Origin of the sequence: Uliginosibacterium aquaticum (assembly GCF_012972705.2) — a bacterium.
GTDB classification, from domain to species: domain Bacteria; phylum Pseudomonadota; class Gammaproteobacteria; order Burkholderiales; family Rhodocyclaceae; genus Uliginosibacterium; species Uliginosibacterium aquaticum.
Genome location: NZ_JABCSC020000004.1, coordinates 34,535 through 58,947, shown reverse-complemented (window position 1 = coordinate 58,947; position 24,413 = coordinate 34,535). Strand labels below are relative to the sequence as shown.

Below are 24,413 nucleotides of genomic sequence, written 5' to 3'. Positions count from 1 at the left end.
TGCTTCCTTGTTACGCATCCGTGGCCACCAGCTTCGCCGGCACGGCGCCGATCGAGCCTGCGCCCATGGTGATCACTACATCGCCATCCCGCGCCACTTCAAGAATGCGGGCGGGCATGTCGGCAATATCTTCCACGAAGACCGGCTCAGTCTTGCCGGCAACGCGCAGAGCGCGCGCCAGCGAGCGACCATCGGCGGCCACGATAGGTGCTTCGCCAGCGGCATAGACTTCGGCCAGGACCAGTGCATCAACCGTGCCGAGCACCTTGACGAAATCCTCGAAGCAATCACGGGTACGGGTGTAGCGATGCGGCTGAAAAGCCAGCAGCAGGCGCTTGTCCGGAAATGCGCCGCGCGCGGCTGCGATGGTTGCCGCCATCTCGACCGGGTGATGGCCGTAATCGTCAATCACCGTGCAGACACCACCGTCCGGCAACGCGGCTTCACCGTAACGCTCGAAACGCCGCCCAACGCCGCGAAATTCGGCCAGGCCTTTCTGAATGGCTTCGTCTGACACGCCCAGTTCGGTAGCCACGGCAATCGTCGCCAGCGCATTGAGCACGTTGTGCATGCCAGGCAGGTTCAGCACCACCGGGATGCGGGTGGTCTCGCCATTTTGGCGCACGCAGTCGAAATGCATCTGGCTGCCCACCGCACGCACATTCTCCGCACGGACATGTGCCGAAGGATCCAGACCATAGCGCACGATCTGCTTGGACACGAACGGCATGATCTCGCGCACATGCGGATCATCCACGCAGAGTACGGCTACGCCGTAGAAAGGCAGGCGATTCAGGAAGTCGACGAAGGCCTGGCGCAGCTGAGAGAAGTCATGGCCGTATGTGTCCATGTGGTCGGCATCGATGTTCGTGATCACCGAAATCACCGGGCTCAGGAACAGGAATGACTTGTCCGACTCATCCGCCTCGGCCACCAGCACATCACCGGTGCCGAGCTTGGCATTGGCGCTCGCAGCATTGAGCCGGCCACCGATCACGAAGGTCGGGTCCAGCTGACCTTCAGCCAGCACGCTTGCGACCAGGCTGGTGGTTGTCGTCTTGCCGTGAGTCCCGGCAATCGCGACCCCCTGCTTGATGCGCATCAGCTCGGCCAGCATCTGGGCGCGTGGCACCACCGGGATCTGCCGGCTGCGCGCGCAGATCACCTCGGGATTGTCGCTCTTCACTGCCGTAGATACGACGATCGCATGGGCGTCCGCCACATTTTCGGCGGCATGGCCAATGCTGACCTTGACACCGCAGGACTGCAGACGTCGTGTCGCGGCGCTCGGCGCGAGATCCGAACCGCTGACCTGATAGCCGAGATTGGCCAGCACCTCGGCAATGCCGCTCATGCCGGCACCGCCGATACCTACAAAATGAATGCGTTTGATCTTGTGTTTCATGCGCGCACTCCGGTGCGGGCACGGGAAATCCGGGTCATGGAGCTGCCTGTGGGAATAGCGAGGGAAGGGACGCGCTCGCGCGCGTGTTGAGGGGCGCAGTGTCGCAAATTTCGAGCCTCAAGACACCTCTTGACGCAGCCGCCGACTGGCTCTCTCCCTCGGCCAGTCTGGCTTTGCAGCGAAAACACGATTTCCACCCTGCCAGAGAGGTGCGCGTCCCGCGGGCTCAATGCTGATACAGATGCGCACACAGCTCTGCTACCTCGGCCGCAGCTTGCGGGCGCGCACAAGAACGCGCAGCCCGGGCCATTTCAAGCAAGCGCTCACGGCTGACCCGCGCCAGCCAGCCGGCCAACCCTTGCGCCGTCAGTTCGGACTGCGGCATCAGGATCGCGGCATCCCGCTCGGAAAGAAATCGGGCGTTGCCGGTCTGATGGTCGTCCACCGCATGCGGGAATGGCACCAGCACGCTGGCCACCCCTGCGGCTGCAAGTTCCGCTACGGTCAGCGCGCCGGAGCGGCAAATCACCAGATCGGCCTCGGCATAACGCTGGGCCATGTTGTCGATGAAAGGCAGCAATTCCCCCTCGACGCCAGCCTCAGCATACGCAGCGCGCAAGGCCTCGATCTGATTTGCGCCGGACTGGTGCGTAATCAGCGGACGCTCACCCGGCGGCAACAAGGCCAACGCTCGCGGCACAACCGTGTTGAGCGCCTGGGCGCCCAGCGACCCGCCGACCACCAGGATCCGCAGCGGCCCGGTGCGCCCGGAAAAACGCAAAGTGGGCTCAGCGATTGCAGCGATCTCAGCACGCACCGGATTGCCAAGCCAGTGTCCCCCCCGGATCACATCAGGAAAACCACTCGCCACTCGATCGGCAACACTAGCCAGCACACGATTAGCCAGCCCCGCCACCGAATTCTGCTCATGTACGACCAAGGGTTTGCCCAGCAAGGCCGCCATCATTCCGCCAGGGAAACTCACATAGCCGCCCATGCCCAGCACCACATCCGGCTTCACCCGTCGAATGGCCTGCAGGGCTTGCCAAAAACCACGCAGCAGATTCAGGGGGAGCAGCAGCTTCGCCAGCAGCCCCTTGCCGCGCAAGGCACCGAACCGAATCCAGGCCAGTTCGTATCCGCGCTGCGGCACGAGTTTGCCTTCCATGCGGTCTTCATTCCCCATCCAGGCAATCTGCCAGCCGCGCGCGCGCAGCGCTTCGGCTACCGCGATGCCTGGATAGATATGGCCGCCAGTCCCCCCAGCCATCACCAGCAATTTCGGCATGCGACTCATGGCGCCATCCCTTCACGTGAGGGGCTTGCTACACGGTGCGCAGCGGCCATGTCGAAACTGCCAAGACCGCTGGCGCGAGGCGGCTGACGATTTTCCCAATCAATACGCAAGAGGATGGCCAGCGCCAGGCAGTTAGCAAGGATGCCGGAACCGCCAAAGCTCATCAGCGGCAGAGTGAGGCCCTTGGTCGGCAGCACCCCCATGTTTACGCCCATGTTGATAAAGGATTGCACGCCGATCCACAAACCAATGCCTTGCGCGACCAGGCCCGCAAAATGATGCTCAAGCTGATGGGCGCGGCGGGCAATTGCAAAGGCGCGCTGCACGAGGATCGCGAACAGGGTGATGACCACCAGCACACCCGCGAAGCCAAGCTCCTCGGCAATCACTGCGAGCAGGAAATCGGTATGCGCCTCGGGCAGATAGAAGAGCTTTTCGACGCTGCCGCCCAGGCCCACGCCCAGCCACTCGCCACGTCCGAAAGCAATCAGTGCATGAGAGAGCTGATAACCGCTGCCGAGGGCATCCTTCCAGGGGTCGGAGAAGCCAAACAGGCGCTCTCGCCGATAGGGTGAGAGCCAGATCAGCAAAACAAAACTGATCAGCGCCAGCACCAGCAGCAAGGCAAAGATGCGTGCGTTCAGTCCACCGAGAAACAGGATACCGAAGGCGATGCAGCTAATCACCACGAAGGCGCCGAAGTCTGGCTCACGCAGCAGCAAAGCCCCCACCATCACGATCATGCCGAACATCGGCAGGAAGGCGCGCTTGAAACTCTTCATGTCCGGCAGCTTGCGCGCCGTGTAATCCGCCGCATACAGCGCGACCGCAAGCTTCATCAGCTCGGACGGCTGGATATTGGCAAAGCCCATCGGAATCCAGCGCCGCGCACCATTCACCTCGCGGCCGATGTGCGGAATCAGCACCAGAATCAACCCCAGCAACCCTAAGCCGGCCAGCCAGGGCGCCAGTTTCTGCAGGCTACGCACCGGCACCTGAAAGGCAATGGCGCCCGCTACCAGACCCATGACCAGAAAGATCGTATGGCGCAGCAAGAAGAAGTGCGCCTGGTGCCCGGACAGGCGACTGCCCTCGGCAAACGCAATCGACGAGGAATACACCATCACCAGGCCGAACAGCAGCAACAAGGCCGAGGACCAGAACAGCAGCGGATCGAGCTCGCCCGCCGGACGCACAACGCCACCGAGCCGGTTCTCGCCCAAGCCGCGCTCGCCAAAGAGACCGAAGCCGGCACGCAGGCTCATGCTCCTCATGGCTTCACCCCCGGCAAAGCCAGTGTCGCCGTGATGAAAACCTCGGCACGATGCGCATAGTTGCGGAACATGTCGAGGCTGGCGCAAGCTGGCGAGAGCAGCACGGCATCGCCGGCCGCCGCTTTGGCATTTGCCACCCGCACCGCCTCCTCCATGCTTGCCGCATGCACATAGTCAGCACCGCTGGCGCGCGTCTCCTCCTCCAGGCGGGTCGCGTCGCGACCGATCAGGACCACCGCGCGCGCGTGCTGGCGCAAGGCCTCGGTGAGCGGCGAGAAATCCTGGCCCTTCCCGTCTCCGCCGGCAATCAGCACCACCTTACGCCCCAAACCCTGAAGGGCCGCCAGGGTGGCGCCTACATTGGTTCCCTTGGAGTCGTCGTAGAACACCACACCATCTTCACGCCCGGCCACCCGCTCAACCCGGTGCGGCAAGCCCTTGAAGCTCTGCACGGCCAGCAGCAATGGTGCCAAGGGCAGATCGATGGCCACGCACAGCGCCAGCGCGGCCAGCACATTGGCAAGATTGTGGTCCCCCGCCAGAGGAACGTCGGCCGCCGGCATCAGTGGCTCTTGCCCGCGCGCCAGCCAGCGCTCGCCAGCATGCTTGATGACGCCAAAGTCCTCGCCTGCCGGAGGCTGGCCCAGTCCGAAACTGATCTGACGATGGCCATCGCGCAACATGCGACTGGCCCAGTGATCCTCGCGATTCACCACTTGCACCGCATGGCCGTTGAAGATGCCGGCCTTGCTTGCGGCATAAGCAGCCATGGCACCATGGCGATCGAGGTGATCGTCCGTCACATTCAGCACCGCCGCAGCATCGGCATGCAGCGCAACGGTGGTTTCCAGCTGGAAGCTTGAGAGCTCCAGAACCCACACCTCGGGCAACTTGCCGGCGTCGAGGCGGCGCATGAGTTCGTCCAGCGCGGCGGGCGAAATATTGCCGGCCACCGCGGTCTCGCGCCCTGCGGCCCGCGCGAGCTCACCCACCAGCGTGGTGGTGGTGGTCTTGCCATTGGTGCCGGTGATGGCGACCAGCTTGCAGCGCTGCCGCTCCCCCATGGCTGCAAGTGCAGCGATGAAGAGCTCGATCTCGCCCGTAATCAGGATGCCGCGCGCGCGCGCGGCCAGCACCAGCGGCTCATTGACCGACAGGCCCGGGCTCAACGCGAGGCAATCGATGCCTTCGAGCAGGCTTTCCACAAACGGCGCACAGAGGATTTCAGCTTGCGGACAATCGCGGCGCAGCGCATCGACGCCAGGCGGTGTAGCGCGCGAATCAGCTACCCGCACACGGGCACCACAGCGCACGAGCCAGCGTGCCATCGCCAGCCCGGATTCGCCCAGCCCCAGTACGAGATAGTTGCCCTGCAGTTTCATTTCAGCGCAGTTTCAGGGTTGAAAGGCCAAACAACACCAGCATCAGGGTGATGATCCAGAAGCGCACCACAACCTGGGTTTCCTTCCAGCCACTCAGCTCGTAGTGGTGATGCAGCGGAGCCATGCGGAAGATGCGCTTGCCACCGCTCCACTTGAAGTAGGCCACCTGCAGCATCACTGAAAGCGTCTCGGCGACGAACAGGCCGCCCATGATGAAGAGCACGATTTCCTGACGCACGATTACGGCCACCGTGCCCAGCGCAGCGCCGAGCGCCAGCGCGCCGACGTCGCCCATGAAAACATCGGCCGGGTAGGCGTTGAACCACAGGAAGCCCAGGCCAGCGCCGGCCATCGCGCCACAGAACACGGCCAGCTCCCCCGCGCCCTGGATATAGGGCACGCCGAGATAGGCAGAGAACCCCTTGTGGCCCGCCACATAAGCGAATATCGCCAGCGCGGCGGCCACCATCACGGTCGGCATGATGGCCAGGCCATCAAGACCGTCGGTGAGATTCACCGCGTGGCTGGTGCCATTGATCACGAAATAGGTCAGCGCGATGAAACCGAAAATGCCCAGCGGATAGGCCACCGACTTGAAGAAGGGCACGATCAGCTCGGTATGGGCTGGCGTTTCGGCGTTGTAAGCGAGAAACACGGCAGCCCCCAGTGCGATCGCTGAGGTCCAGAAATACTTCCAACGGCTCGCCAGCCCTTTCGGATCGCGATGCACTACCTTGCGCCAGTCATCTACCCAGCCCACCGCGCCAAAGCCCAGCGTCACCACCAGCACGACCCAGATGTACTTGTTCGAAAGATCCCCCCACAACAAGGTGGTGATGCCGATCGCAATCAGGATCAGGGCGCCACCCATGGTGGGCGTACCCGCCTTGGTCAGATGGCTCTTGGGGCCATCATCACGCACGGCCTGGCCGATTTTCTTGGCCGCCAGCCAGCGGATCAGCGGCGGGCCGAAAATGAAGGAAATCAGCAGCGCCGTCAGTGCCGCCAGCATCGTGCGCAGCGTGATGTAGCCGAACACATTGAAAGCACGGATATCCTGCCCGAGCCAGAGCGCAAGTTTGAGTAGCATCCCTTGTCAGTCCTTTTCTCGAGGCGAGCACAGCGCCTCGACCACACGTTCCATGCGCATGAAGCGCGAGCCCTTCACCAGCACCACCACGTCGGGCGCCAGCAGCGGTCGCAAGGCCGCAGCCAGTTCATCGACGCTCGTGAAATGCTCTGCGCCCGGGCCGAAATTATTGGCCGCCAGCGCGCTCTGCTCGCCCAGGGCGAACAGGCGATCCACGCCGGCACTCTTGGCATAGCCGCCGATCTCGTCGTGATACTGGGCACTCATCTCGCCGATTTCACCCATATCGCCGAGCACCAGGAATTTGCCCCCGGGCGTAGCAGCCAATACGTCGATGCCGGCACGCACCGAGTCCGGATTGGCGTTGTAGGTGTCGTCCAGCAAGATCGCGCCAGCCGGCCCATCCTTGCGCTGCAGACGGCCTTTGGCTCCAGTGAAGCCGGAGAGGCCACGCACGCAGGCATCCAGTGGTGCGCCAGCAGCAAGGCAAGCCGCGATCGCGCCCAGCGCGTTTCTCACGTTATGCACGCCGGGCACCGGCAATTCGAAACTCGCCTCCCCCTGCGGGGTTTGCAGCTTCAACAGGCTGCCGAAGGCACGCGCTTCGAGACTGGCGGTCACGTCGCAGGGCTGCGTCAGCCCAAAACCAAGCACCTTCGCTGCGCCGTGCTGCTCAAGCCAGTAAGCGGCGTGCTCATCATCGGCATTGATGATAGCCACCCCTTCCGGGCTCAGTGCCTCAAAGATCTGCCCTTTCTCTTCGGCCACCGCGAGCAGCCCCCGCATACCCGCCAGATGTGCGCGCTGGGCGTTGGTCACGATCGCCACGCTCGGCTTCGCCAGCCCGGCCAGATAGGCGATCTCGCCCGGGTGGTTCATGCCCATTTCGATCACGGCCGCCCGATGATTGGCCGAAAGGCGCAACAACATCTGCGGCAAGCCGATGTCATTATTCAGGTTGCCTTCGGTCGCCAGCACGGTGTCCCCGCCAAGCCAGGCACGCAGAATCGCGGCGCACATTTCCTTGACCGTGGTCTTGCCGTTGCTGCCGGTCACGCCGATCAGCGGAAGCACAAACTTGTTACGCCAGTGCGCCGCCAAGGCGCCTAACGCAAGGCGGGTATCAGCCACCCGCAGCAGCGGCAGCCCCGCCGGTGCCACCAGATCGCTACGCTCATCAACGAGTGCTGCCACCGCCCCCTGCGCGGCGGCCTGGGCGAGAAAATCGTGGGCATCGAAACGCTCGCCACGCAACGCGATGAAGAGTTTCCCCCCCAGATCTGCGCGGGTATCCGTGCTGACAGCCGAGAACAGCGGATCGCCACCGTTGCAACGGCCACCGGTGGCAAGAGCTGCTTCCTGCAGATGCATCATGCGCGTGCCTCCCGTGACCAGGCAGTCAGGGCTGCACTGGCATGCTCCGCGTCGCTGAAATGGTGTTTTTTGCCGGCCACCTCCTGATAATCCTCATGCCCCTTGCCGGCAACCAAGATTACGTCATTGGCATGCGCCGCCATCACCGCGCTGCGGATAGCTTCAGCACGATCCGTGATGCATTGCGCCTGTGGCGCGCCCTCGGCAACCTGGCGGATGATGGTGTGCGGATCTTCGCTGCGCGGGTTGTCGCTGGTAATGACGACCTTCATGGCAAGGCGGGCAGCCACCTCGCCCATCAGGGCGCGCTTGCCAGGGTCACGATCACCGCCACATCCGAACACACAGCACAGTTGGCCCTGCCGTGAATCCACAGTGTGGGCCAGCGCATGGAGCGCCTGCTCCAGCGCATCAGGCGTATGGGCGTAATCCACCACCACCAGCGGTTCGCCAATGCCGCCCAGGGTCTGCATGCGGCCCTCCGGGGGTGTGAGCTCACGGCTGGCCGCAATGGCCTGCTCGAAACTGTAACCGGAGTGCAGCAGAACTCCGATCACCGCCAGCAGATTGGAGACATTGAATTGGCCGACCAAGCCCACGCTCATCTCGGCGCGCTGTCCATCGTAGCTCACGGTAAAACGCATTCCCGTCTGCGTCGTGCGCAGTTTTTCTGCTACCAGCATGTGCTGTGCGGGCGCGGCACTGGTGTTGTCCGGAATCACGCTGTAGCCAGTCACCTGAACAACGCCGGCGGCGGCCAGCCGGCGCGCCAGCATCACCCCCATCAGATCATCAAAGTTCAGGATCGCGGCCTTGAGGCCAGGCATGTCGAAAAGCTTGGCCTTGGCGGCCGCATAGGCCTCCATGGTGTGGTGGTAGTCGAGATGATCACGGGTCAGGTTCGTGAAGACCGCCACATCCATGCGACAGCCTGCCACCCGCCCCTGATCAAGACCGATCGACGAGACCTCCATGGCAATCGCCTCAGCCCCTTCGGAACGGAAACGAGCCAGGTCTTCCTGCAGCACGATGGCATCCGGGGTGGTGTTGCCGGTCTGCACCAGACGCCCGGGGAAACCCGAGCCCAGTGTTCCGATCACCGCACACTTGCGCCCCAGCCCGCACATTGCGCGGGCAATCCACTGCGAGATCGAAGTCTTGCCGTTGGTGCCACTCACGCCCACCATCCACAAGGCTTCGGAGGGTCTTCCGAAAACCTCGTCGGCAATGTCGCTAGCCATGTGGCGCAGACGATCAACGGGCAGATTGGGGACGGCAATGGCCGGATCCCATTCGAAATTTTCACGCTCCCACAGCACCGCTGCGGCGCCACGCTCAACAGCAGCGGCGATGTATTGGCGACCATCGCTGGCATGCCCGGGATACGCCAGGAACACATCACCAGGCTGGATCTTGCGCGAGTCGGCACTCACCCGCTTCGGCTGGCAACCGCTGGCTGCAAGCAGGGCCATGATGGCGCCGGCCAGAGGACTGGTCACATGGCCTCCCGGCTCTTGCCGAGTTGCTGCTGCGCCACCTGCTGCGGCGTGATCGGCGCATCCGGACGCACCCCGAGCGTACGCAAGGCGCCAGCGGAAATCTGTGAGAACACAGGTGCTGCCACATCGCCACCGTAGTGTCCCCCCACACTCGGCTCGTCAATCGCCACCGCCACGATCAGACGCGGCTCGGAAGCCGGCACCAGACCGACGAAGGACGCCAAGTATTTCTTGGTATAGCGGCCGTTTTCAAGTTTGTACGCAGTACCGGTCTTGCCCGCAGCGCGGTAGCCCGGCACAGCCGCAAGTGGAGCAGTGCCGCCAGGTTGGGTGACGCTTTCCATCATGGCCCGCACCTGTCTTGCCACCTCCGGGCTGAATACTCGCTGTCCATGCAGTGGCGGAGCATCCACCCGGGTCAGGGAGAGCGGGATCAGCTCGCCATCGCGCGCGAAAGCCATGTAACCGTGCGCCAACTGCATCAGCGTTACCGATACGCCATGACCATAGGCCATGGTGGCCTGCTCGATCGGGCGCCAGCTTTTCCAGGGCCGCAAGCGGCCACCCACCTCACCGGGAAAACCCAGCTTGAGCGGCTTGCCAAAGCCCAGATCGTCGTACAGCTCCCACATGTGCTGCGCCGGGAAGGCCAAGGCCATGCGCGCCGAGCCGATATTCGAGGACTTCTGGATGACCTGGGCCACACTCAGCATGCCATGCGAATGTGAATCGCTGATCGTGGCGCCATCAATGGTCATCTTGCCGCCGAGCGTATCGATCATGGTATCGGCGCGGAAGCGATTGGATTCGAGTGCCATTGCAGCCACAAAAGGCTTCATCGTCGAACCCGGCTCGAAGCTGTCCGTCATCACCCGATTGCGCAGCTGCTCGCCCGAGAGTTTCACCCGATTGTTCGGGTTGTAGGTCGGGTTGTTCACCAGCGCCAGCACTTCGCCGGTCCTGGCATCCAGCACCACGGCGGAGCCGGCTTTGGCCTTGTGTTGCTGCACAGCCTGCTTGAGCGCGCTATAGGCCAGATACTGGATCTTGGCGTCGATGGCCAGCTGCAGGTTGCCACCATCCTGAGGACGACGGATGGTTTCCACGTCTTCCACGATCTGGCCGCGACGATCCTTGATCACCCGGCGCGAGCCCGGCTTGCCGGTCAGCATGTCATTGAAGGCCAGCTCCACGCCTTCCTGCCCACGGTCATCCACGTTGGTGAAGCCCACCAGATGTGCGGCCATCTCGCCAGTCGGGTAGTAGCGGCGGTACTCGTCCTGCGCCTGCACGCCGGGCAACTTGAGCGCCATCACCCGGTCTGCTACGTCTGGTGCCACAGCGCGCGACAGGAACACGTAGTCCTTGCCGCTGGCGAGCTTGCGATTGATGTCCGTCAGGTTCAGATCAAGGATCTTGCCGAGCTGAGCCACCTCGCCCGCGCCCAGCTGCGCCATGTCAGGAATAACTGCAATGGATTTGACCGGAGTACTGGTGGCCAGGGTATCGCCATTGCGATCCACCACCTTGCCGCGGTTGGCGGAGAGCTCCAGCGTACGGGCGTAACGCGACTCACCCTTGCGCTGCAGGAATTCCTTGTTCACCCCTTGCAGATACATGGCACGTGCGCCGAGCACCACCGAGCCGCTGAGCAGGGCGATCAGCACCAAACGGGCGCGCCACTCTGGCAGGCGCTTCGACAGCAGGGGATTGTGATTGAAACTGTGTGTGTGCTTCATCCGCGCCCGCCTCCTGCCGGGTCCAGCGTGATCTCGGCATCCCTGACGGGAGCCTGCATGCGCAAGGTGCTACGAGCGAAGCGCTCGACGGTAGGCAATGCGGCTACAGCCTGCTGCTCGATATCGAGCTGGGTCCATTCCACTTCAAGATTGTGGGTGCGCACCTGCTCGCGCTCGATTGCGGTGACCAGCTTGCGCGAGCTGTGCTGCGAGGCCACTACACCGAGCGAACTGGCCACGACAGCAATCATCAGGAAAGCGGTGAAACGGATCATCCCGCATACTCCCAGGCCGAAGCACTGCGCGCAGCCACCCGCATGATGGCGCTGCGCGAACGTGGGTTGGCGGCCACTTCCGCCTTCGAAGGTTTGATCGCATCGCCAACCAGCAGCAAGGGCGGCTGCGGACGTTCGGCTTCCCGAATCGGCAAGCCTTTCGGCAGCGCAGGCGGCTTCGCGTGATCACGCATGAAGCGCTTCACGATGCGGTCTTCCAGCGAATGGAAGGCAATCACCACCAGTCTCCCCTCAGTTTTCAAGCGTGACACAGCCTGCGGCAGGATCAGCGACAGCTCTTCAAGCTCGCGGTTGACGCAAATCCGTAGAGCCTGGAAGGTGCGCGTCGCCGGGTGCTGCCCCGGCTCGCGCGTGCGGACGGTCGCCGCAACGATCTCGGCAAGCTGTCCTGTGGTAGCAACATTGCCCCCCTGCCTAGCAGCGTCAATCGCCTTTGCAATCGCGTAAGCAAACCGCTCATCTCCGTACTCCCTCAATACATTGGAGATCTCGGCCACGCTCGCGCGGGCCAGCCACTCCGCTGCGGTTTCACCCCGCGTCGGATCCATGCGCATATCCAGCGGCGCATCAAACCTGAAACTCATGCCCCGGCTCGCGTCATCCAACTGCGGTGACGACACCCCCAAATCCATCAACACCCCATCCACCGCCCCGACCCCGAGCGCATCCAGCTCCCCGGCAAAGGCCGAGAAAGGCTCATGCACCAGCGTCAGACGCGGATCGTTCAGCGCCCTGCCCGCCTCGATGGCGCGCGGATCGCGATCAAACGCAATCAGCCGCCCAACCGGCCCCAGCGCAGCCAGAATTCGCCCGCTGTGCCCGCCGCGTCCGAAGGTCGCATCCACGTACACCCCGTCCGGGCGGATCGCCAATGCCTCAACCGCCTCATTCAGAAGGACGGTGATGTGACTGAACTCGCCGCTCACAGCACGAGGTTTTCAAATCCGGGCGGCAACTCGCCGCTCGCGAACTGCGCAGCCGCCTCGGCCTGCTTCTGCTGCCAGACGGCTTCCGACCACAACTCAAAATGGGTACCCAGCCCCATTAGGCGAACCTGCTTGTCCAGCTGGGCCCAGGCCCGCAACTCGGGTGCCACCAGCACCCGGCCGCTGGCATCCATGGATTCATCCAGCGCATTGCCAACCAGCAGGCGGCGCAGGTTGGCTGCAGCCACATTCATGCTCGGAATGGCCAGGATCTGGTCGCGAATCGGCTCCCACTCCGGCGCCGGATAAACCAGCAGACAACCATGCGGATGCGTGGTGAGGACCAAGTTGCCGCCACAGCGCGCCATCAGCGCGTCACGATGCCGCGCCGGAACGCTTAAGCGACCCTTCGCATCGAGACTGAGCACTGAAGCACCCTGGAAAGACATCCATCCCCCTCATTGACCCCGGAACAGGGAGCAGGCCAGCGCACAAGCCAAGCGCCACACCAACCCACTTTTATCCCTTTTATCCCACTTCGCTCCACTCTAGTTGGAAAGAAAAGCGCGGTCAAGCTCGCTCGCCGGGGAAAAGCGGCGCGCGAACAAGGACTTGCGGACAGGAGGCTGGTGCGGCGGCCAGCGGCGCCAAACAGAGGACAACAAGCCTCACGGCAGCAAACAAGCCAAAGCCTTGGCAGACAAGAACAAAAGGAGAGGGGCTGCGCAAAGGGTGCGTTGCGCGAGGAGAAACGGAGGGGGAAGTTCGTCGATAAGCCGGGTTCTGTCGCGCCGGCTTGCACCGACGGGGCAGTCATTCCTCTGGGCGACACGTTACCGTGCCGCTCTAGCAGCCTACCCGGGGGCTCTGCGGGCCACATCAACGCCCCCCTATTTGGCCTTGCCCCGGATGGGGTTTACCTAGCCAGCCCTGTCACCAGGAGCTGCGGTGGGCTCTTACCCCGCACTGCTTGCGCAATGCGCCAAACCTTGCTGACGCTCGGCTTGACACCATTTCAACCTTACCTGATCTCCTTGCGGAGCCATCGGCGGTATGTTTTCTGTTGCACTTTCCGTCGCCTCACGGCGCCCGGCCGTTAGCCGGCATCCTGCCCTGCGGGGCCCGGACTTTCCTCCATGCGCCGAAGCACACAGCGACTGCCTGACGAACTTCCCGCCGTGATTATACGGGGCGGGGCGGCAAACGCTGGGTTTTCCGGGACTTCATTTCCGCACCGCTGAGCCGTTAGTACGAGAAGCACAGAAAATTCCGCACAAGGTCAGTCGGCATGATCAAGAAAATTCCAAGCCAGGAACTCCGAGTCGGCATGTTCATCCACGAACTGGATTGCGACTGGCTGAGCCATCCATTCCTGAAGAACCAATTCAAGCTCGCCAGCGACGCTCAGATCGAGAAGGTGCTCGACTCTGGCATCCACTATGTCTATATCGACACCGACAAGGGCCTTGATGTACCAGATGCGCCAACCGAGGACGAGGTTCGGGACAGCCTGCAGGAAGAGTTGATCGCGCTGGTAACGGCCGAGCAGCCCGTGATCATCCACGCCACGCGCGACGAGGAAATCCAGCGCGCCTACGCCATCAAGGGTCGCGCCCAGGCGCTGGTGCGCAACGTGATGGCAGATGCCCGCCTAGGCCGCGCAGTAGAGGTCGAGCAGGTCGATCACGTGGTGGAGAACATCACCGAGTCCATCCTGCGCAATAGCGGCGCCATCCTCGGCCTGCTCACTATCAAGAACAAGGACGACTACACCTTCCTGCACTGCGTGAGCGTGTGCGCCCTGCTCGTAGCCTTCTGCCGCACCATGAACCTGGACGCCGAAACCACCCGCCTCGCCGGCATGGGCGGCCTGCTGCACGACACCGGCAAGGCACTGGTGCCCGACGAGGTGCTGAACAAGCCAGGCAAACTCACGGACGAGGAGTTCGAACTCATCAAGCGCCACCCGCGCGACGGCTACGAAATCCTGCTCAAGTCCCCCGAAATCGGCCCGATCCCGCTGGATATTACCCTTCACCACCATGAACGCATGGATGGCAATGGCTATCCGGACAAGCTCAAGCCCGAGCAGATCCCACAACTGGTCCGCATGTCTTCGATCGTGGACGTGTATGACGCGATCACGGCTGACCGCTGTTACCACCGCGGCATCCCGGCCACCGACGCACTGCGCAAGCTGCACGAATGGAGCGCCTTCCACTTCGATCCGAAGCTGGTCCAGGCCTTCATCCGCTGTGTCGGTATCTATCCGGTCGGCGCCTTGGTCAAGCTGGAATCAGGCCGTCTCGGTGTGGTGCTAGAGCAGAACGACACCAACCTGCTGCAACCCCGCCTGAAGGTCATTTTCAACGCCAAGACTGGCCACCGCGTCGAACCTTACGATCTGGATCTGTCGCGCCCGATGGGCAGTGGCGGCGCTGACCGCATCGTCGGTCACGAAGACCCGGCCAAGTGGAAGCTCGACACCCAGCCTTTCATCTCGTCCTGAATCTCAGGCAGGTGGCTGCTCGCGGCGCAGGCGCCAGATCGTCGAACAGCTGATCGCGGTAATCATGAGCTCCATCGCCGTGCCGCCGATCGAGCCCATCAGGATGTTATTGACCAGCCACAGCAGGGTCGCGCCGAGCATGCCGTAGCGCAGTTGCAGCCCGCTGAAGCGGAACATCGAAATGGTGGCCACCGCAGCAGCCAGCAGCGGGAATACATTCCAGGCGCTCTTCACCACGAAGAAGGCCAGCACGAAGTTGGCTGCCAACAGCACGCCCGCCACCCACAGGGAGCGGGTGCGCATCGACAATAGATTGCGCGCAATCGACAGTAGCATACCTGCCGTGGCGGCCACGTTACCCATGAGGATGAAGTGCACGGCGTACACAAAGTTCTGCAGGGTCAGCCACTTGCGGAACTGATGATCTTGCTTGCGGGAGAAACTAACCATGCCCAGCACAAAAGTGGCATAGCCGAAGAGCTGCGGCAGGGAGAAAACGTCGGCGGGCAAAGCGTGAAACCCGGTTGGAGTAAGCCGGAAGTTTCCGCTGCTCACCTGCAAGAGGCAATCCGCGTCACCACGTAGGCCAGAGCGGAAGATGCGAAACCGGCTGACCGCCTCCGCACACTACGAAAGGAATGTTGGGCCGGGCCTTGCAGAAACCCGCTGCACAAAAATGATCGGCAGCGAGCTCCTGTCGGCCTCAAGCCGAATGGATCACAGAGACGGCGCCGGGAGCCGCCCCTCAGGGCACGGCCGGCTCGAAGACCAGAGCCCCTTCTTTCTTGACGAAACTGCCGACCAGCCGGCCGGGTGGGCTGGTCGGCCGGTCCTCCGGCTTGAAGGTCTGGACCACGCACTGCTCGGTTCCCAGTGCATACCAAGCCTTGCCCTGCTGAGCGGCATACAGGCGTGGAGCAACTTCGTATAGATCAAGCTTGGCCATCCCAGTACCGGTCGCTGCAATGTCGTAACGACGTTGACACTCGGGAAAACGCGCAATGACAAAGCGCTGATGCACCTCACCGAACCAGGGCAGGTTCTGCTCGCGCACCAGGCTGATCGAATGGTTCTTGCTCTCGTCGATTGAATAAGAGGCCGCATTGTTCTCGCAGCCCGTCAGCAACATCGCGGCAGGCAACAACAGGAAGGACAGCCTCTTCATTCTGATTTCCTCACACCAGACGCCAGGCCACCGTCTCGCCCGCACGCAGCGGCACCAGCGGATCGCCCGGCAAATAATCCATCGTCGCCGGCACACTCCAAGCTTCTCTGGCCAGCGTGATCGTGTCGGCATTTCTCGGCAGGCCATACCAGTCCGGCCCGTTAAAACTCGCAAACGCCTCCAACCTGTCCAGCGCCCCGGCGGACTCGAAAGCTTCGGCATACAACTCGATGCCAGCATGCTCGGTGTAGCAACCGGCACAGCCACAAGCGGCTTCCTTGGTGCTCTTGGCGTGCGGTGCAGAATCCGTGCCGAGGAAGAATCGCGGGTTGTCCGAAATCGCCGCCTCGAGCAGCGCCTGACGATGCACTTCGCGCTTGAGCACCGGCAGGCAATAGTGATGCGGGCGGATCCCGCCGGCAAAGATTGCGTTGCGGTTCATCAGCAGGTGGTGTGCCGTGATCGTGGCAGCCACATGCTCACCGGCGCCACTCACATACTGCGCCGCCTCGCGCGTCGTGATGTGTTCGAACACCGTGCGCAGACGCGGGAAGCGTTGCGCCAGCGGCGCCAGCACGCGGTCAATAAAGACAGACTCGCGATCAAAAACATCCACGTCACCATGGGTCACCTCGCCATGAACACAGAGAGCCAGACCGAGTTCTTCCATGCGCTCGAGCACGCCGGTGACTTTCTCGATCGACGTCACCCCGGCATCCGAATTGGTCGTGGCGCCGGCCGGGTACAGCTTCACCGCATGGATGAAGCCGGAGGCTTTGGCACGAGCGATCTCATCGGGTGAGGTGTTGTCTGTCAGGTACAACGTCATCAGAGGCTCGAACTTGAGCCCGGCCGGTACGGCGGCGAGGATGCGTGCGCGGTAGGCAGCCGCCTGCTCCACGGTGGTGACCGGCGGGCGCAGGTTGGGCATGATGATGGCGCGGCCGAAGCGCTGCGCGGCGTCCGCCACGGTGACGTGCAAGGAAGCTCCATCGCGCAGGTGCAGGTGCCAATCGTCAGGGCGGGTAAGGGTGATTTTTTGCATGCTGTTCTTTCCGGGGCGAGAAACGTTCCGGCGCATTTTAGCCGGCCATGGCTAGCCTCCAAAGAAAAACGGCCGGGTTGCCCCGGCCGTTCGGTTTCACGCTTCTCAGCTTACTTCGATGTCGTACAGGCAGACGTTGTGCAGCTTGCCGCCGTCGGCGCCCAGCCGGCATTGCTGTTCCACTGGGCAAAGACCTTGGCTGTCGCGTTCAGGCCGGAGAGGTCCTGCGTCGTGCTGGCATAGGTCAGGCTGCGGCCACTCACGTCCAGCGTTGCACCACTCAGGTTCATGCTGCCGCTTTCACGATAGCCGGTGGTCGTGGTCGCCGATGTGATCGGAGGGACGTAGGTGTAGTCCCAGCCAGCCGTATTGATATGGGTGCCCATCTTGGTATTGATGAAGGCCACATTGTTGCACCCGTAGTTGGCATTCCCGAGCGAACCCGAGGTCATCATGGTGTTGCAATAGGTGGCTACCGCAAAGGTTCCCGCCTGCCGTGCCAGCATCGTCGTGTTGTCCGGCACACCAGCTTCCTTTGTCAGGCTGCTGTTGAGCACCACGAAACCGGGGTAACCGTAGGCAGCACGCGCCTCGATCACATAGCCGCCCTTCGTCGGATCACTGGTGTCGACAACCGTGCGCAACTCACTGTCCTCAATCAGGGTTGCAAAGGTGGCACCCCAGATGTAGTCCACGTCGCCCTTGACCAGGGACTTGTAGATCCAGGTCCAGCCCTTGGCTTGAATCGTGTCCTGAGTGCTGAAGAAATTCATGTAGCTGGCTGTCAGGCGCGAGCCGTTCAGCGTCGAACTGTTGTAGTAGATCGTCTCGGCCTGGTTGTTGTAGCTGGCGTCCTTCACGTGCGTGTTCTGCAGCGTGAACTGGGTCAGGTTGAGCAGATCGGAACCTTCGACCAGGAAGACCGGACGACCACCACCCAGATAAGCGCGATACAGACCATCCTTGGCTTTCTGGGCCTTGCCGGCGGCCAGATTGGTGCCCGTAACCGTGGCCAGCGTGGCACTGCCACCGGTGCCCGGATTGAAATCGTTGTACATGTCGTACTGAACGATTGCCCCGTCGCGCGTTTCACCCTTGATGGTCAGGTTGTTGAGATTGCGGGCGTACAGCATCTCGGTATAGGTGCCGTTCTTGATCGTGATCGTCTTGGCACTTGTGCCACAAGTCGTGCTGGCATTCGTGCCACCACAGTTCTTGAGCAGCCAGTTGAGCGCGCCCTGCACGGTCCGATAATCCGCGGAGCCATCGTCATCGACCACGATATCAGTCGTTGATACGGGGTCAGCCTTGGTCGTAAAGCCCCACACGGAAGACGAGGAGATGCCGTTGTAGGCCGAGCCATTGATGTTGCCGTTCAGCACACCACTATCCATCAGCACGTAGTAGCCGGTGGACGGCGCCAGCTTGTTGTCGTGAAGCTTGATGGTGGCGGTCTTGCCCGAGATGGTGACCGGGCGATACAGCACCCAGCGGTATTGCGTCAGGGTACTGACGTTGCCGATCTTGTCGACCTCAGTGTTGGCCGTGGCAAGCAGCGGCAGGGTGGTGGTGTTGTAGGTGCTCAGCGCGCTAGCCGTCAGGGCGGGCGTGCTAGCCGTTGCATCATCGGCCCAGGAGCCGGTCGAGAAGACATTCAGGCTGATCTTGTCGACCAGGGTGTTGTCGCTCGATTTGTACACATAGATGTAACCACTGCTGCCGAGCGTCGGGGCGGAGTCAAAGGTGATCTGCAGCGTGGTGTCGACATAGGCGCCGGTCGCACCGTTGGCCGGCACCAGAACAGAACTGGTGCTCGACGCTGCGGCACTAGACGTCGCAGCGCTACTGGCAGCAGCGGAGCTGGCTGCAACCGAACTGGTGGCCGTGGAACTAGCGGCACTGGCGGCTGCAGAACTGGTGGCGCTCGTAGCGCTGGCAGCTGCCGAGCTTCTGGCGCTGCTGGTGGTCGCCGAGCTGGCGCTGCTGCTTGCTGCAGTGCTGCTGGAAGAATCGCTGCTGCCACCACCGCCGCACGCGGCCAAGCCTGCGGCCATCAGCACAGCCAGCAGGCTGCTGATATTCCTTGTTACTGCCATCTTGTATCTCCTTCACTTCCATTTTTATGGTGCGGCTGCCGCTCGTTGTCGACAAACCTGTCAGGCATGTTCTGACATGCCCACGCGGCATTTATGTGACCGCGACCATGGAAGTGTTACCGATATCAGAATTCCTTTGCAACCGGTAACAACACCAAAGACACAAAATTCTCCAAGACCTGTGACGAAATAGTCACGCCGCCGCAACAAAGCCAAAAACGCTGCGTCGCAGCAGGTTCAGCCCCCGGCTTACTCAGCCCTGGCCGCCAAAACACAGATACTTGAGCTCAAGGTACTCATCGAGGCCATAGCGCGAGCCTTCCCTGCCAAGGCCGGACTGCTTGACGCCCCCGAAGGGCACCGCCTCATTGGTAATCAGCCCGGTATTGATGCCCACCATGCCGCACTCAAGCGCCTCGGCCACCCGCCAGCAGCGCGCCTGATCGCGACTGTAAAAGTAGGCCGCCAGACCATACTCGGTGGCGTTGGCCATCTCCAGCAAGGCACGCTCGCTCTGGAAGCGGAACAATGCCGCCACCGGACCAAAGGTTTCTTCTTGCGCGATGCGCATGGCCTGGGTGACCTCGACCAGCACCGTCGGCTCGAAAAAGCCGTGCCCAAGCGCGTGACGCGTACCGCCCTGAACCAGTTGAGCCCCCTGCGCCAGCGCATCAGCCACATGCGCCTCAACTTTATGCACGGCGCGCTGATCGATCAGCGGCCCCAAGCTCACGCCCTCCTCCAGTCCGTTGCCCACGCGCAACTTGCGCACGGCATCGGCCAGCTTGCGAGCGAAGGCTTCATAGACGCCGTCCTGCACGTAAATGCGGTTGGCGCACACGCAGGTCTGACCATTGTTACGAAACTTGGACGCGATGCAGCCCTCCACTGCGGCGTCCAGATCGGCATCCTCGAACACGATGAACGGTGCATTACCGCCCAGCTCCAGCGATACGCGCTTGACCGTATTCGCACACAGGGCGAGCAGCTTGCGCCCGACAGCGGTCGAGCCGGTAAAACTCAGCTTGGCCACTTGCGGGCTGGCGGTGAGGGCTTCGCCAATGGCCGCAGCATCGCCGGTAACGACATTCAGCACTCCGGCCGGCACGCCGGCCTCAGCGGCCAGCGCGGCTAGTGCCAGGGCCGAGAAAGGGGTCTGCGGCGCAGGCTTGAGGACCACAGCACAGCCCGCCGCGAGCGCCGGTGCCGCCTTGCGCGTGATCATCGCATTCGGGAAGTTCCAGGGCGTGATTGCCGCCACCACGCCCACAGGCTGACGGATCACCACCAGACGCTTGTCCGCCTGCGGTGAGGGAATCACATCGCCATAGCTGCGCTTGGCCTCTTCGGCAAACCACTCGATGAAACTTGCACCATAGGCAATCTCACCCCGGGCCTCGGCTAGCGGACGGCCTTGCTCAAGGGTAAGCAGGCGAGCCAGGTCCTCCTGGTGCTGCAGGACCAGTTCGAACCAGCGCCGCAGCACGCGCGCTCGCTCGTGGCCCGTTCGCCTGGCCCAGGCCTTCTGGGCTTCGACGGCTGCCGTGATGGCACGCCGCGCTTCCTCGGCGCCCATGTGCGGCACGTGTCCCAGCAAATCGCCGCTGGCCGGGTTGTAAATCGGCTGCAGCATGCCCGAATCCGCCTGACACCAAAGGCCACCAATCAGGGCTTGCTGGCGGAACAGAAAAGGCTTTGACAGCGACAAGGGCATGGAGACTCCCGAAGAGTGCGGAACAGGCTAAGTTCTGGGCTACAACCGGCTGCGAGGCAGCTGACCGAAGTGTAGCCGCGCAAGGCGCAACGCAAACAAACGACAACCCGGTGTGACAGACTGCCAGGCGCATTTTTAACAGTTTTGTTATTTTCTCAATTCAAGACCAGGCTCGATATCTGTGCAGGCCGCCGCCGGCATTCAGGGCTTAATCCACACGAGACACGCCATGCTCCATTTCCGCAGCTTTGCCCTGCCTGCAGTTGCCAGTCTGCTCACTCTGGTATTCACCGGCTTTGCCTGGCATCAGCTGCACGGCGACTATCTGTCCCGCCGCGAAGCCACGTTCAGCCATCTTGCCAATGAAACGCAAAACCTGCTCCAGCAACAGCTTGATCGGAGCGCCCGCCTGCTGCGCAGCGCCCAGGCCCACTACGCCAGCGGCAACGGCAACACCCTGGCAAGCTTTCTCGCCCCGCAACTGCCAACAGCCGGCCTCAACGGGCTCGAGAGCCTCAGCATCAGCCCGCTGGTGACCCTTGAGCAGCGCGACAATTTTCTCGCCAGCCAGCGCCAGAAAACCGGCAGCGGTTTCGATATCAGCCCCGCCGGCGAGCGCCCGCTCTACGCCCCGGTCAGCCTCGCCCTGAACGCTCAGGGTGCCCGTCTCACACAGCTCGGCCAAGATCTGTTTGCCGACCCTGAACAGCAACGCATCCTGACCCTAGCCCGCGATGCCGGCAGCCCCAGCCTCTCGGGGAGCCTCACCCTCCGGGCGGACGGCAGCGAGTTCAAGCCCGGCTTCATCATCGCCAGCCCCCTATTTACTCCGGGCGAGCCTGCGCTCAGCGTTGCGGAGCGCCGCACCCATCTGCAGGCCTGGCTGGTCGCAGCCTTCTCGATGCGCGAATGGCTACATGAAACACTCGGCCAGAAGGCCGACGATCTCGAACTGCTGATCACCGACGGAGCTCAGAACAGTGCCGAAACCCGCCTCTCCCCAGCCTCGGGCAGCAGCGCCCCGGTGGCTGTCGCCACGGATCTGAGCTACAGCGGCGAGCTGCGCCTTGGCGAGCGTATCTGGCCGCTGCAGATCAACGCCCTGCCCACCTTCAACAGCCGTATCGGGGGGGATCCAGCCAAACCGGTTGCCTTGCTCGGCGCCGTGCTGGCGGCCCTGCTGTTCTATCTCTGCATGCATTTGTCGGCGGGCAGGCGTCGCAGCAGCAATGAGGTCGAGCGCCTTCAAGACGCGTTGCAGGAAGCCGAAGAGCGCTGGCGCTTCGCCCTCGAAGGCTCCGGCGACGGGGTTTGGGACTGGGATCTGAAGAGCGGCCAGATCAGCTTCTCGCCGCGCTGCGACGAAATACTCGGCGTATCCGCCGGGCAAGCCGCCAAAGCCATCATCCACCCCGAGGACGAGAGTCAGGAACGCGCTGCCATGCAGGCCTGCCTGGATGGCAAGAGCAGTCAGTATCTCAGCGAGCACCGCATGCAGGGCGAAGACGGCCAGTGGCACTGGGTGGCCGCGCGCGGCATGGTCGTGGCGCGCACTTTTACCGGTGCGGCCGCACGCATGATCGGCACCATGAGCGACATCACCGAACGCAAGACGGCCAGCGAACGCCTGCAAGGCATGGCCCAGGTCGACGCGCAGACCGGCCTGCCCAACCGCACCCTGTTCTTCGATCGCCTTCAGCAGGCCCTGCGCATGGCCAAGCGCAAACGCGAAACCCTCGCCCTGCTGTGCGTGGATGTGGACAACTTCAGGAGCGTGAATGAGAACTTTGGTCAGGCCGTGGGCAACAAGCTGCTGCGCGAGATTGCCGAGCGCCTCAGCTGCACCATACGCGACTCGGACACCGTCTCCCACTTCGGCTCGGACGATTTCACCCTGCTGCTGTCCACCCTCGCCAGCGATGAGGATGCCCACCTCGTCACCCACAAGTTGCACGCAGCCCTGAGCCAGGACTTCGTGATCAACAATCGCCACATCAGCATCACCGTGAGCATCGGCGCCGCCCTCTTCCCGCAGCATGCACGCAGTGCCGAAACCCTCCTCAACAGCGCCCAGCGCGCCATGCAACAGGCCCGCAAGGCGGGCGGCAATACGGTGTGCTTCAGCCTCACCGGAAAATCCTGAGCGCCGCCCAAATGCCGGAGCCGACACGCTCGCTGACCCTGCAGCGCATCAATACGCGGCCGTTTGTTGAACAGAAATATTAATGAGTCCATTAAATTAGCTTCTAGCTGGTTTGATTGCCATCAAACTGCTGCCCACCCGCCTGGATGAGACTTTGCTCGCTGCATTTGCAGAATTCATTTCAGAGGTATCCCATGAAGAACCGGTGGCTCATCGCACTGGCCGCAGTCGGCATCCATATTTGCATCGGCTCGGCCTACTCCTGGAGCGTGTTCTCCAAACCCCTGCAAGCGGCCTTCGGCTGGAGCCTGAAGGAAGCCAACCTGACCTTTGGCATTGCGATCTTCTTCCTCGGCATGTCGGCCGCGGTAATGGGCCACTTCGTCGAGAAGCGCGGCCCGCGCGTGTCCGGCACAGTCTCCGCGATCCTCTGGGGCGTAGGCCTGCTCGGCGCCGGGGTGGCCACCAAGATCGGCAACCTGTGGCTGCTCTACCTCTGCTACGGCGTGATCGGCGGCATGGGCCTGGGCACCGGTTATGTCACACCTGTTTCGACGCTGGTGAAGTGGTTCCCGGACCGTCGCGGTCTGGCCACCGGTATGGCCATCATGGGCTTCGGTTTCGCCTCGATGATCGCCGCACCGATCATGGCCAAGCTGATCGAGAACGTGGGCGTCTCCACCACCTTCTTCATCATGGGCTCGGTGTACCTGGTCGTGATGATCGCCTCAGCCCGCTACCTTGAGCCGCCGCCCAAGGACTGGAAGCCTGCTGGCTGGAGCGGCGCAGTGGCCGGCAAGAAGATCAAGGAAGATCTTTCCAACATCACCGCCAACGAAGCGGTGCGCACCAAGCCCTTCTACGGCCTGTGGATCATGATGTTCATCAACATCACCTGCGGCATCGCAGTGATCTCGGTGGCGTCGCCCCTGGCGCAGGAGGTGACCGGCATGAGCGCCATCGCTGCAGGCGCAATCGTCGGCCTGATCGGCGTGTTCAACGGTCTGGGCCGTATTGGCTGGGCCTCGGCCTCCGACTATCTGGGCCGCCCGAACACCTACATCGCCTTTTTCGCCTTCCAGATCCTGGCCTTCTGGCTGCTGCCAACCCTGTCCGCCGTGCTGATCTTCCAGGTGGTGCTGTACGCGATCATGAGCTGCTACGGCGGGGGGTTCTCCACCCTGCCGGCCTACATCGGCGATCTCTTCGGCACCAAGCAAATCTCGGCCATCCACGGCTACGTGCTGACAGCCTGGGCCATGGCCGGCATGATCGGCTCGAGCTTCGCGTCCTTCCTGCGCGAGCAGACGGGCAGCTACGCCGCGATGATGCAGGTATTTGCGGGTGTCTTTGCCTTCGCCCTAATCGTGTCGATCGCGATGAAGGTCTACGTCAATCGCGCCCACGCCAGGAAAGCCGCCAGCTCCGGAGCGCTGGCTCCACAGAAAGCCTGACACCG

The 24,413-nt window shown here is 62.6% G+C and carries 19 protein-coding genes and 1 other RNA gene; 3 read left to right on the top strand and 17 right to left on the bottom strand.

All coding sequences use genetic code 11. The annotated features are described in order from the left end of the window. Positions 1-10 precede the first annotated feature (10 nt). From murC to rnpB, 12 genes are all read right to left on the bottom strand, one after another. Positions 11-1,405, bottom strand: coding sequence for a UDP-N-acetylmuramate--L-alanine ligase (gene murC, locus HJ583_RS15460; RefSeq protein WP_170022764.1), 1,395 nt, complete (start codon positions 1,403-1,405; stop codon positions 11-13). Between the two features lie 226 nt (positions 1,406-1,631). Then, positions 1,632-2,693 (bottom strand): undecaprenyldiphospho-muramoylpentapeptide beta-N-acetylglucosaminyltransferase, encoded by a 1,062-nt coding sequence (gene murG, locus HJ583_RS15455; protein ID WP_170022980.1) that lies wholly within the window; start codon positions 2,691-2,693, stop codon positions 1,632-1,634. Between the two features lie 5 nt (positions 2,694-2,698). Then, entirely contained in the window at positions 2,699-3,967 is a 1,269-nt protein-coding gene (gene ftsW / locus HJ583_RS15450; RefSeq protein WP_217423462.1) for a putative lipid II flippase FtsW, read from the bottom strand. Positions 3,968-3,972: 5 nt separating this feature from the next. Next, the gene (gene murD, locus HJ583_RS15445; protein ID WP_170022762.1) at positions 3,973-5,358 is read right to left on the bottom strand and encodes a UDP-N-acetylmuramoyl-L-alanine--D-glutamate ligase; all 1,386 of its coding nucleotides are present in this window, start codon (positions 5,356-5,358) and stop codon (positions 3,973-3,975) included. Position 5,359: 1 nt separating this feature from the next. After that, positions 5,360-6,448, bottom strand: a complete 1,089-nt coding sequence (gene mraY / locus HJ583_RS15440) for a phospho-N-acetylmuramoyl-pentapeptide-transferase (RefSeq protein ID WP_101944336.1) — start codon at positions 6,446-6,448, stop codon at positions 5,360-5,362. Positions 6,449-6,454: 6 nt separating this feature from the next. Then, positions 6,455-7,822 carry a UDP-N-acetylmuramoyl-tripeptide--D-alanyl-D-alanine ligase gene (locus HJ583_RS15435; RefSeq protein WP_170022761.1) on the bottom strand — a complete coding sequence of 456 codons (1,368 nt, stop codon included), beginning with the start codon at positions 7,820-7,822 and terminating at the stop codon, positions 6,455-6,457. Next, complete coding sequence (locus HJ583_RS15430) at positions 7,819-9,321, bottom strand: UDP-N-acetylmuramoyl-L-alanyl-D-glutamate--2,6-diaminopimelate ligase (RefSeq protein ID WP_170022760.1); 1,503 nt, start codon at positions 9,319-9,321, stop codon at positions 7,819-7,821. The genes HJ583_RS15435 and HJ583_RS15430 overlap by 4 nt, the downstream gene beginning before the upstream one ends. Further along, complete coding sequence (locus HJ583_RS15425) at positions 9,318-11,060, bottom strand: peptidoglycan D,D-transpeptidase FtsI family protein (RefSeq protein ID WP_170022759.1); 1,743 nt, start codon at positions 11,058-11,060, stop codon at positions 9,318-9,320. The genes HJ583_RS15430 and HJ583_RS15425 overlap by 4 nt, the downstream gene beginning before the upstream one ends. Beyond that, a complete protein-coding gene (gene ftsL, locus HJ583_RS15420; protein WP_170022758.1) occupies positions 11,057-11,335 on the bottom strand; it encodes a cell division protein FtsL in 279 nt (92 codons plus the stop codon). The genes HJ583_RS15425 and ftsL overlap by 4 nt, the downstream gene beginning before the upstream one ends. Then, positions 11,332-12,282, bottom strand: coding sequence for a 16S rRNA (cytosine(1402)-N(4))-methyltransferase RsmH (gene rsmH / locus HJ583_RS15415; RefSeq protein WP_170022757.1), 951 nt, complete (start codon positions 12,280-12,282; stop codon positions 11,332-11,334). The genes ftsL and rsmH overlap by 4 nt, the downstream gene beginning before the upstream one ends. Beyond that, complete coding sequence (gene mraZ, locus HJ583_RS15410) at positions 12,279-12,731, bottom strand: division/cell wall cluster transcriptional repressor MraZ (protein WP_170022756.1); 453 nt, start codon at positions 12,729-12,731, stop codon at positions 12,279-12,281. Before mraZ ends, rsmH begins: the two co-directional genes overlap by 4 nt. Positions 12,732-13,038: 307 nt before the next feature. Further along, an RNA gene (gene rnpB / locus HJ583_RS15405) (RNase P RNA component class A) lies at positions 13,039-13,455 on the bottom strand. A gap of 115 nt (positions 13,456-13,570) precedes the next feature. On the opposite strand from rnpB, the gene HJ583_RS15400 reads away from it, so the two are divergent. Beyond that, positions 13,571-14,791 (top strand): HD-GYP domain-containing protein, encoded by a 1,221-nt coding sequence (locus HJ583_RS15400; protein ID WP_170022755.1) that lies wholly within the window; start codon positions 13,571-13,573, stop codon positions 14,789-14,791. Between the two features lie 3 nt (positions 14,792-14,794). On the opposite strand, the gene HJ583_RS15395 is transcribed toward HJ583_RS15400, so the two are convergent. From HJ583_RS15395 to HJ583_RS15375, 5 genes are all read right to left on the bottom strand, one after another. Beyond that, entirely contained in the window at positions 14,795-15,301 is a 507-nt protein-coding gene (locus HJ583_RS15395) for a YgjV family protein (protein WP_170022754.1), read from the bottom strand. Between the two features lie 235 nt (positions 15,302-15,536). Beyond that, positions 15,537-15,956, bottom strand: coding sequence for a hypothetical protein (locus HJ583_RS15390; RefSeq protein WP_101944327.1), 420 nt, complete (start codon positions 15,954-15,956; stop codon positions 15,537-15,539). A 10-nt stretch (positions 15,957-15,966) separates the two neighbouring features. Then, the gene (pyrC, locus tag HJ583_RS15385) at positions 15,967-17,001 is read right to left on the bottom strand and encodes a dihydroorotase (protein WP_170022753.1); all 1,035 of its coding nucleotides are present in this window, start codon (positions 16,999-17,001) and stop codon (positions 15,967-15,969) included. A gap of 110 nt (positions 17,002-17,111) precedes the next feature. Beyond that, positions 17,112-19,097, bottom strand: coding sequence for a PemB family protein (locus HJ583_RS15380; protein WP_235943886.1), 1,986 nt, complete (start codon positions 19,095-19,097; stop codon positions 17,112-17,114). Between the two features lie 253 nt (positions 19,098-19,350). Next, positions 19,351-20,811, bottom strand: a complete 1,461-nt coding sequence (locus HJ583_RS15375; RefSeq protein ID WP_217423461.1) for an NAD-dependent succinate-semialdehyde dehydrogenase — start codon at positions 20,809-20,811, stop codon at positions 19,351-19,353. Between the two features lie 229 nt (positions 20,812-21,040). Between HJ583_RS15375 and HJ583_RS15370 the strand changes: the two genes are divergently transcribed. Next, positions 21,041-22,954: a sensor domain-containing diguanylate cyclase gene (locus tag HJ583_RS15370; RefSeq protein WP_170022752.1), complete on the top strand. Its 1,914-nt coding sequence runs from the start codon at positions 21,041-21,043 to the stop codon at positions 22,952-22,954. Between the two features lie 194 nt (positions 22,955-23,148). Then, entirely contained in the window at positions 23,149-24,408 is a 1,260-nt protein-coding gene (locus tag HJ583_RS15365) for an L-lactate MFS transporter (RefSeq protein WP_101944323.1), read from the top strand. The last annotated feature ends 5 nt before the right edge of the window (positions 24,409-24,413 follow it).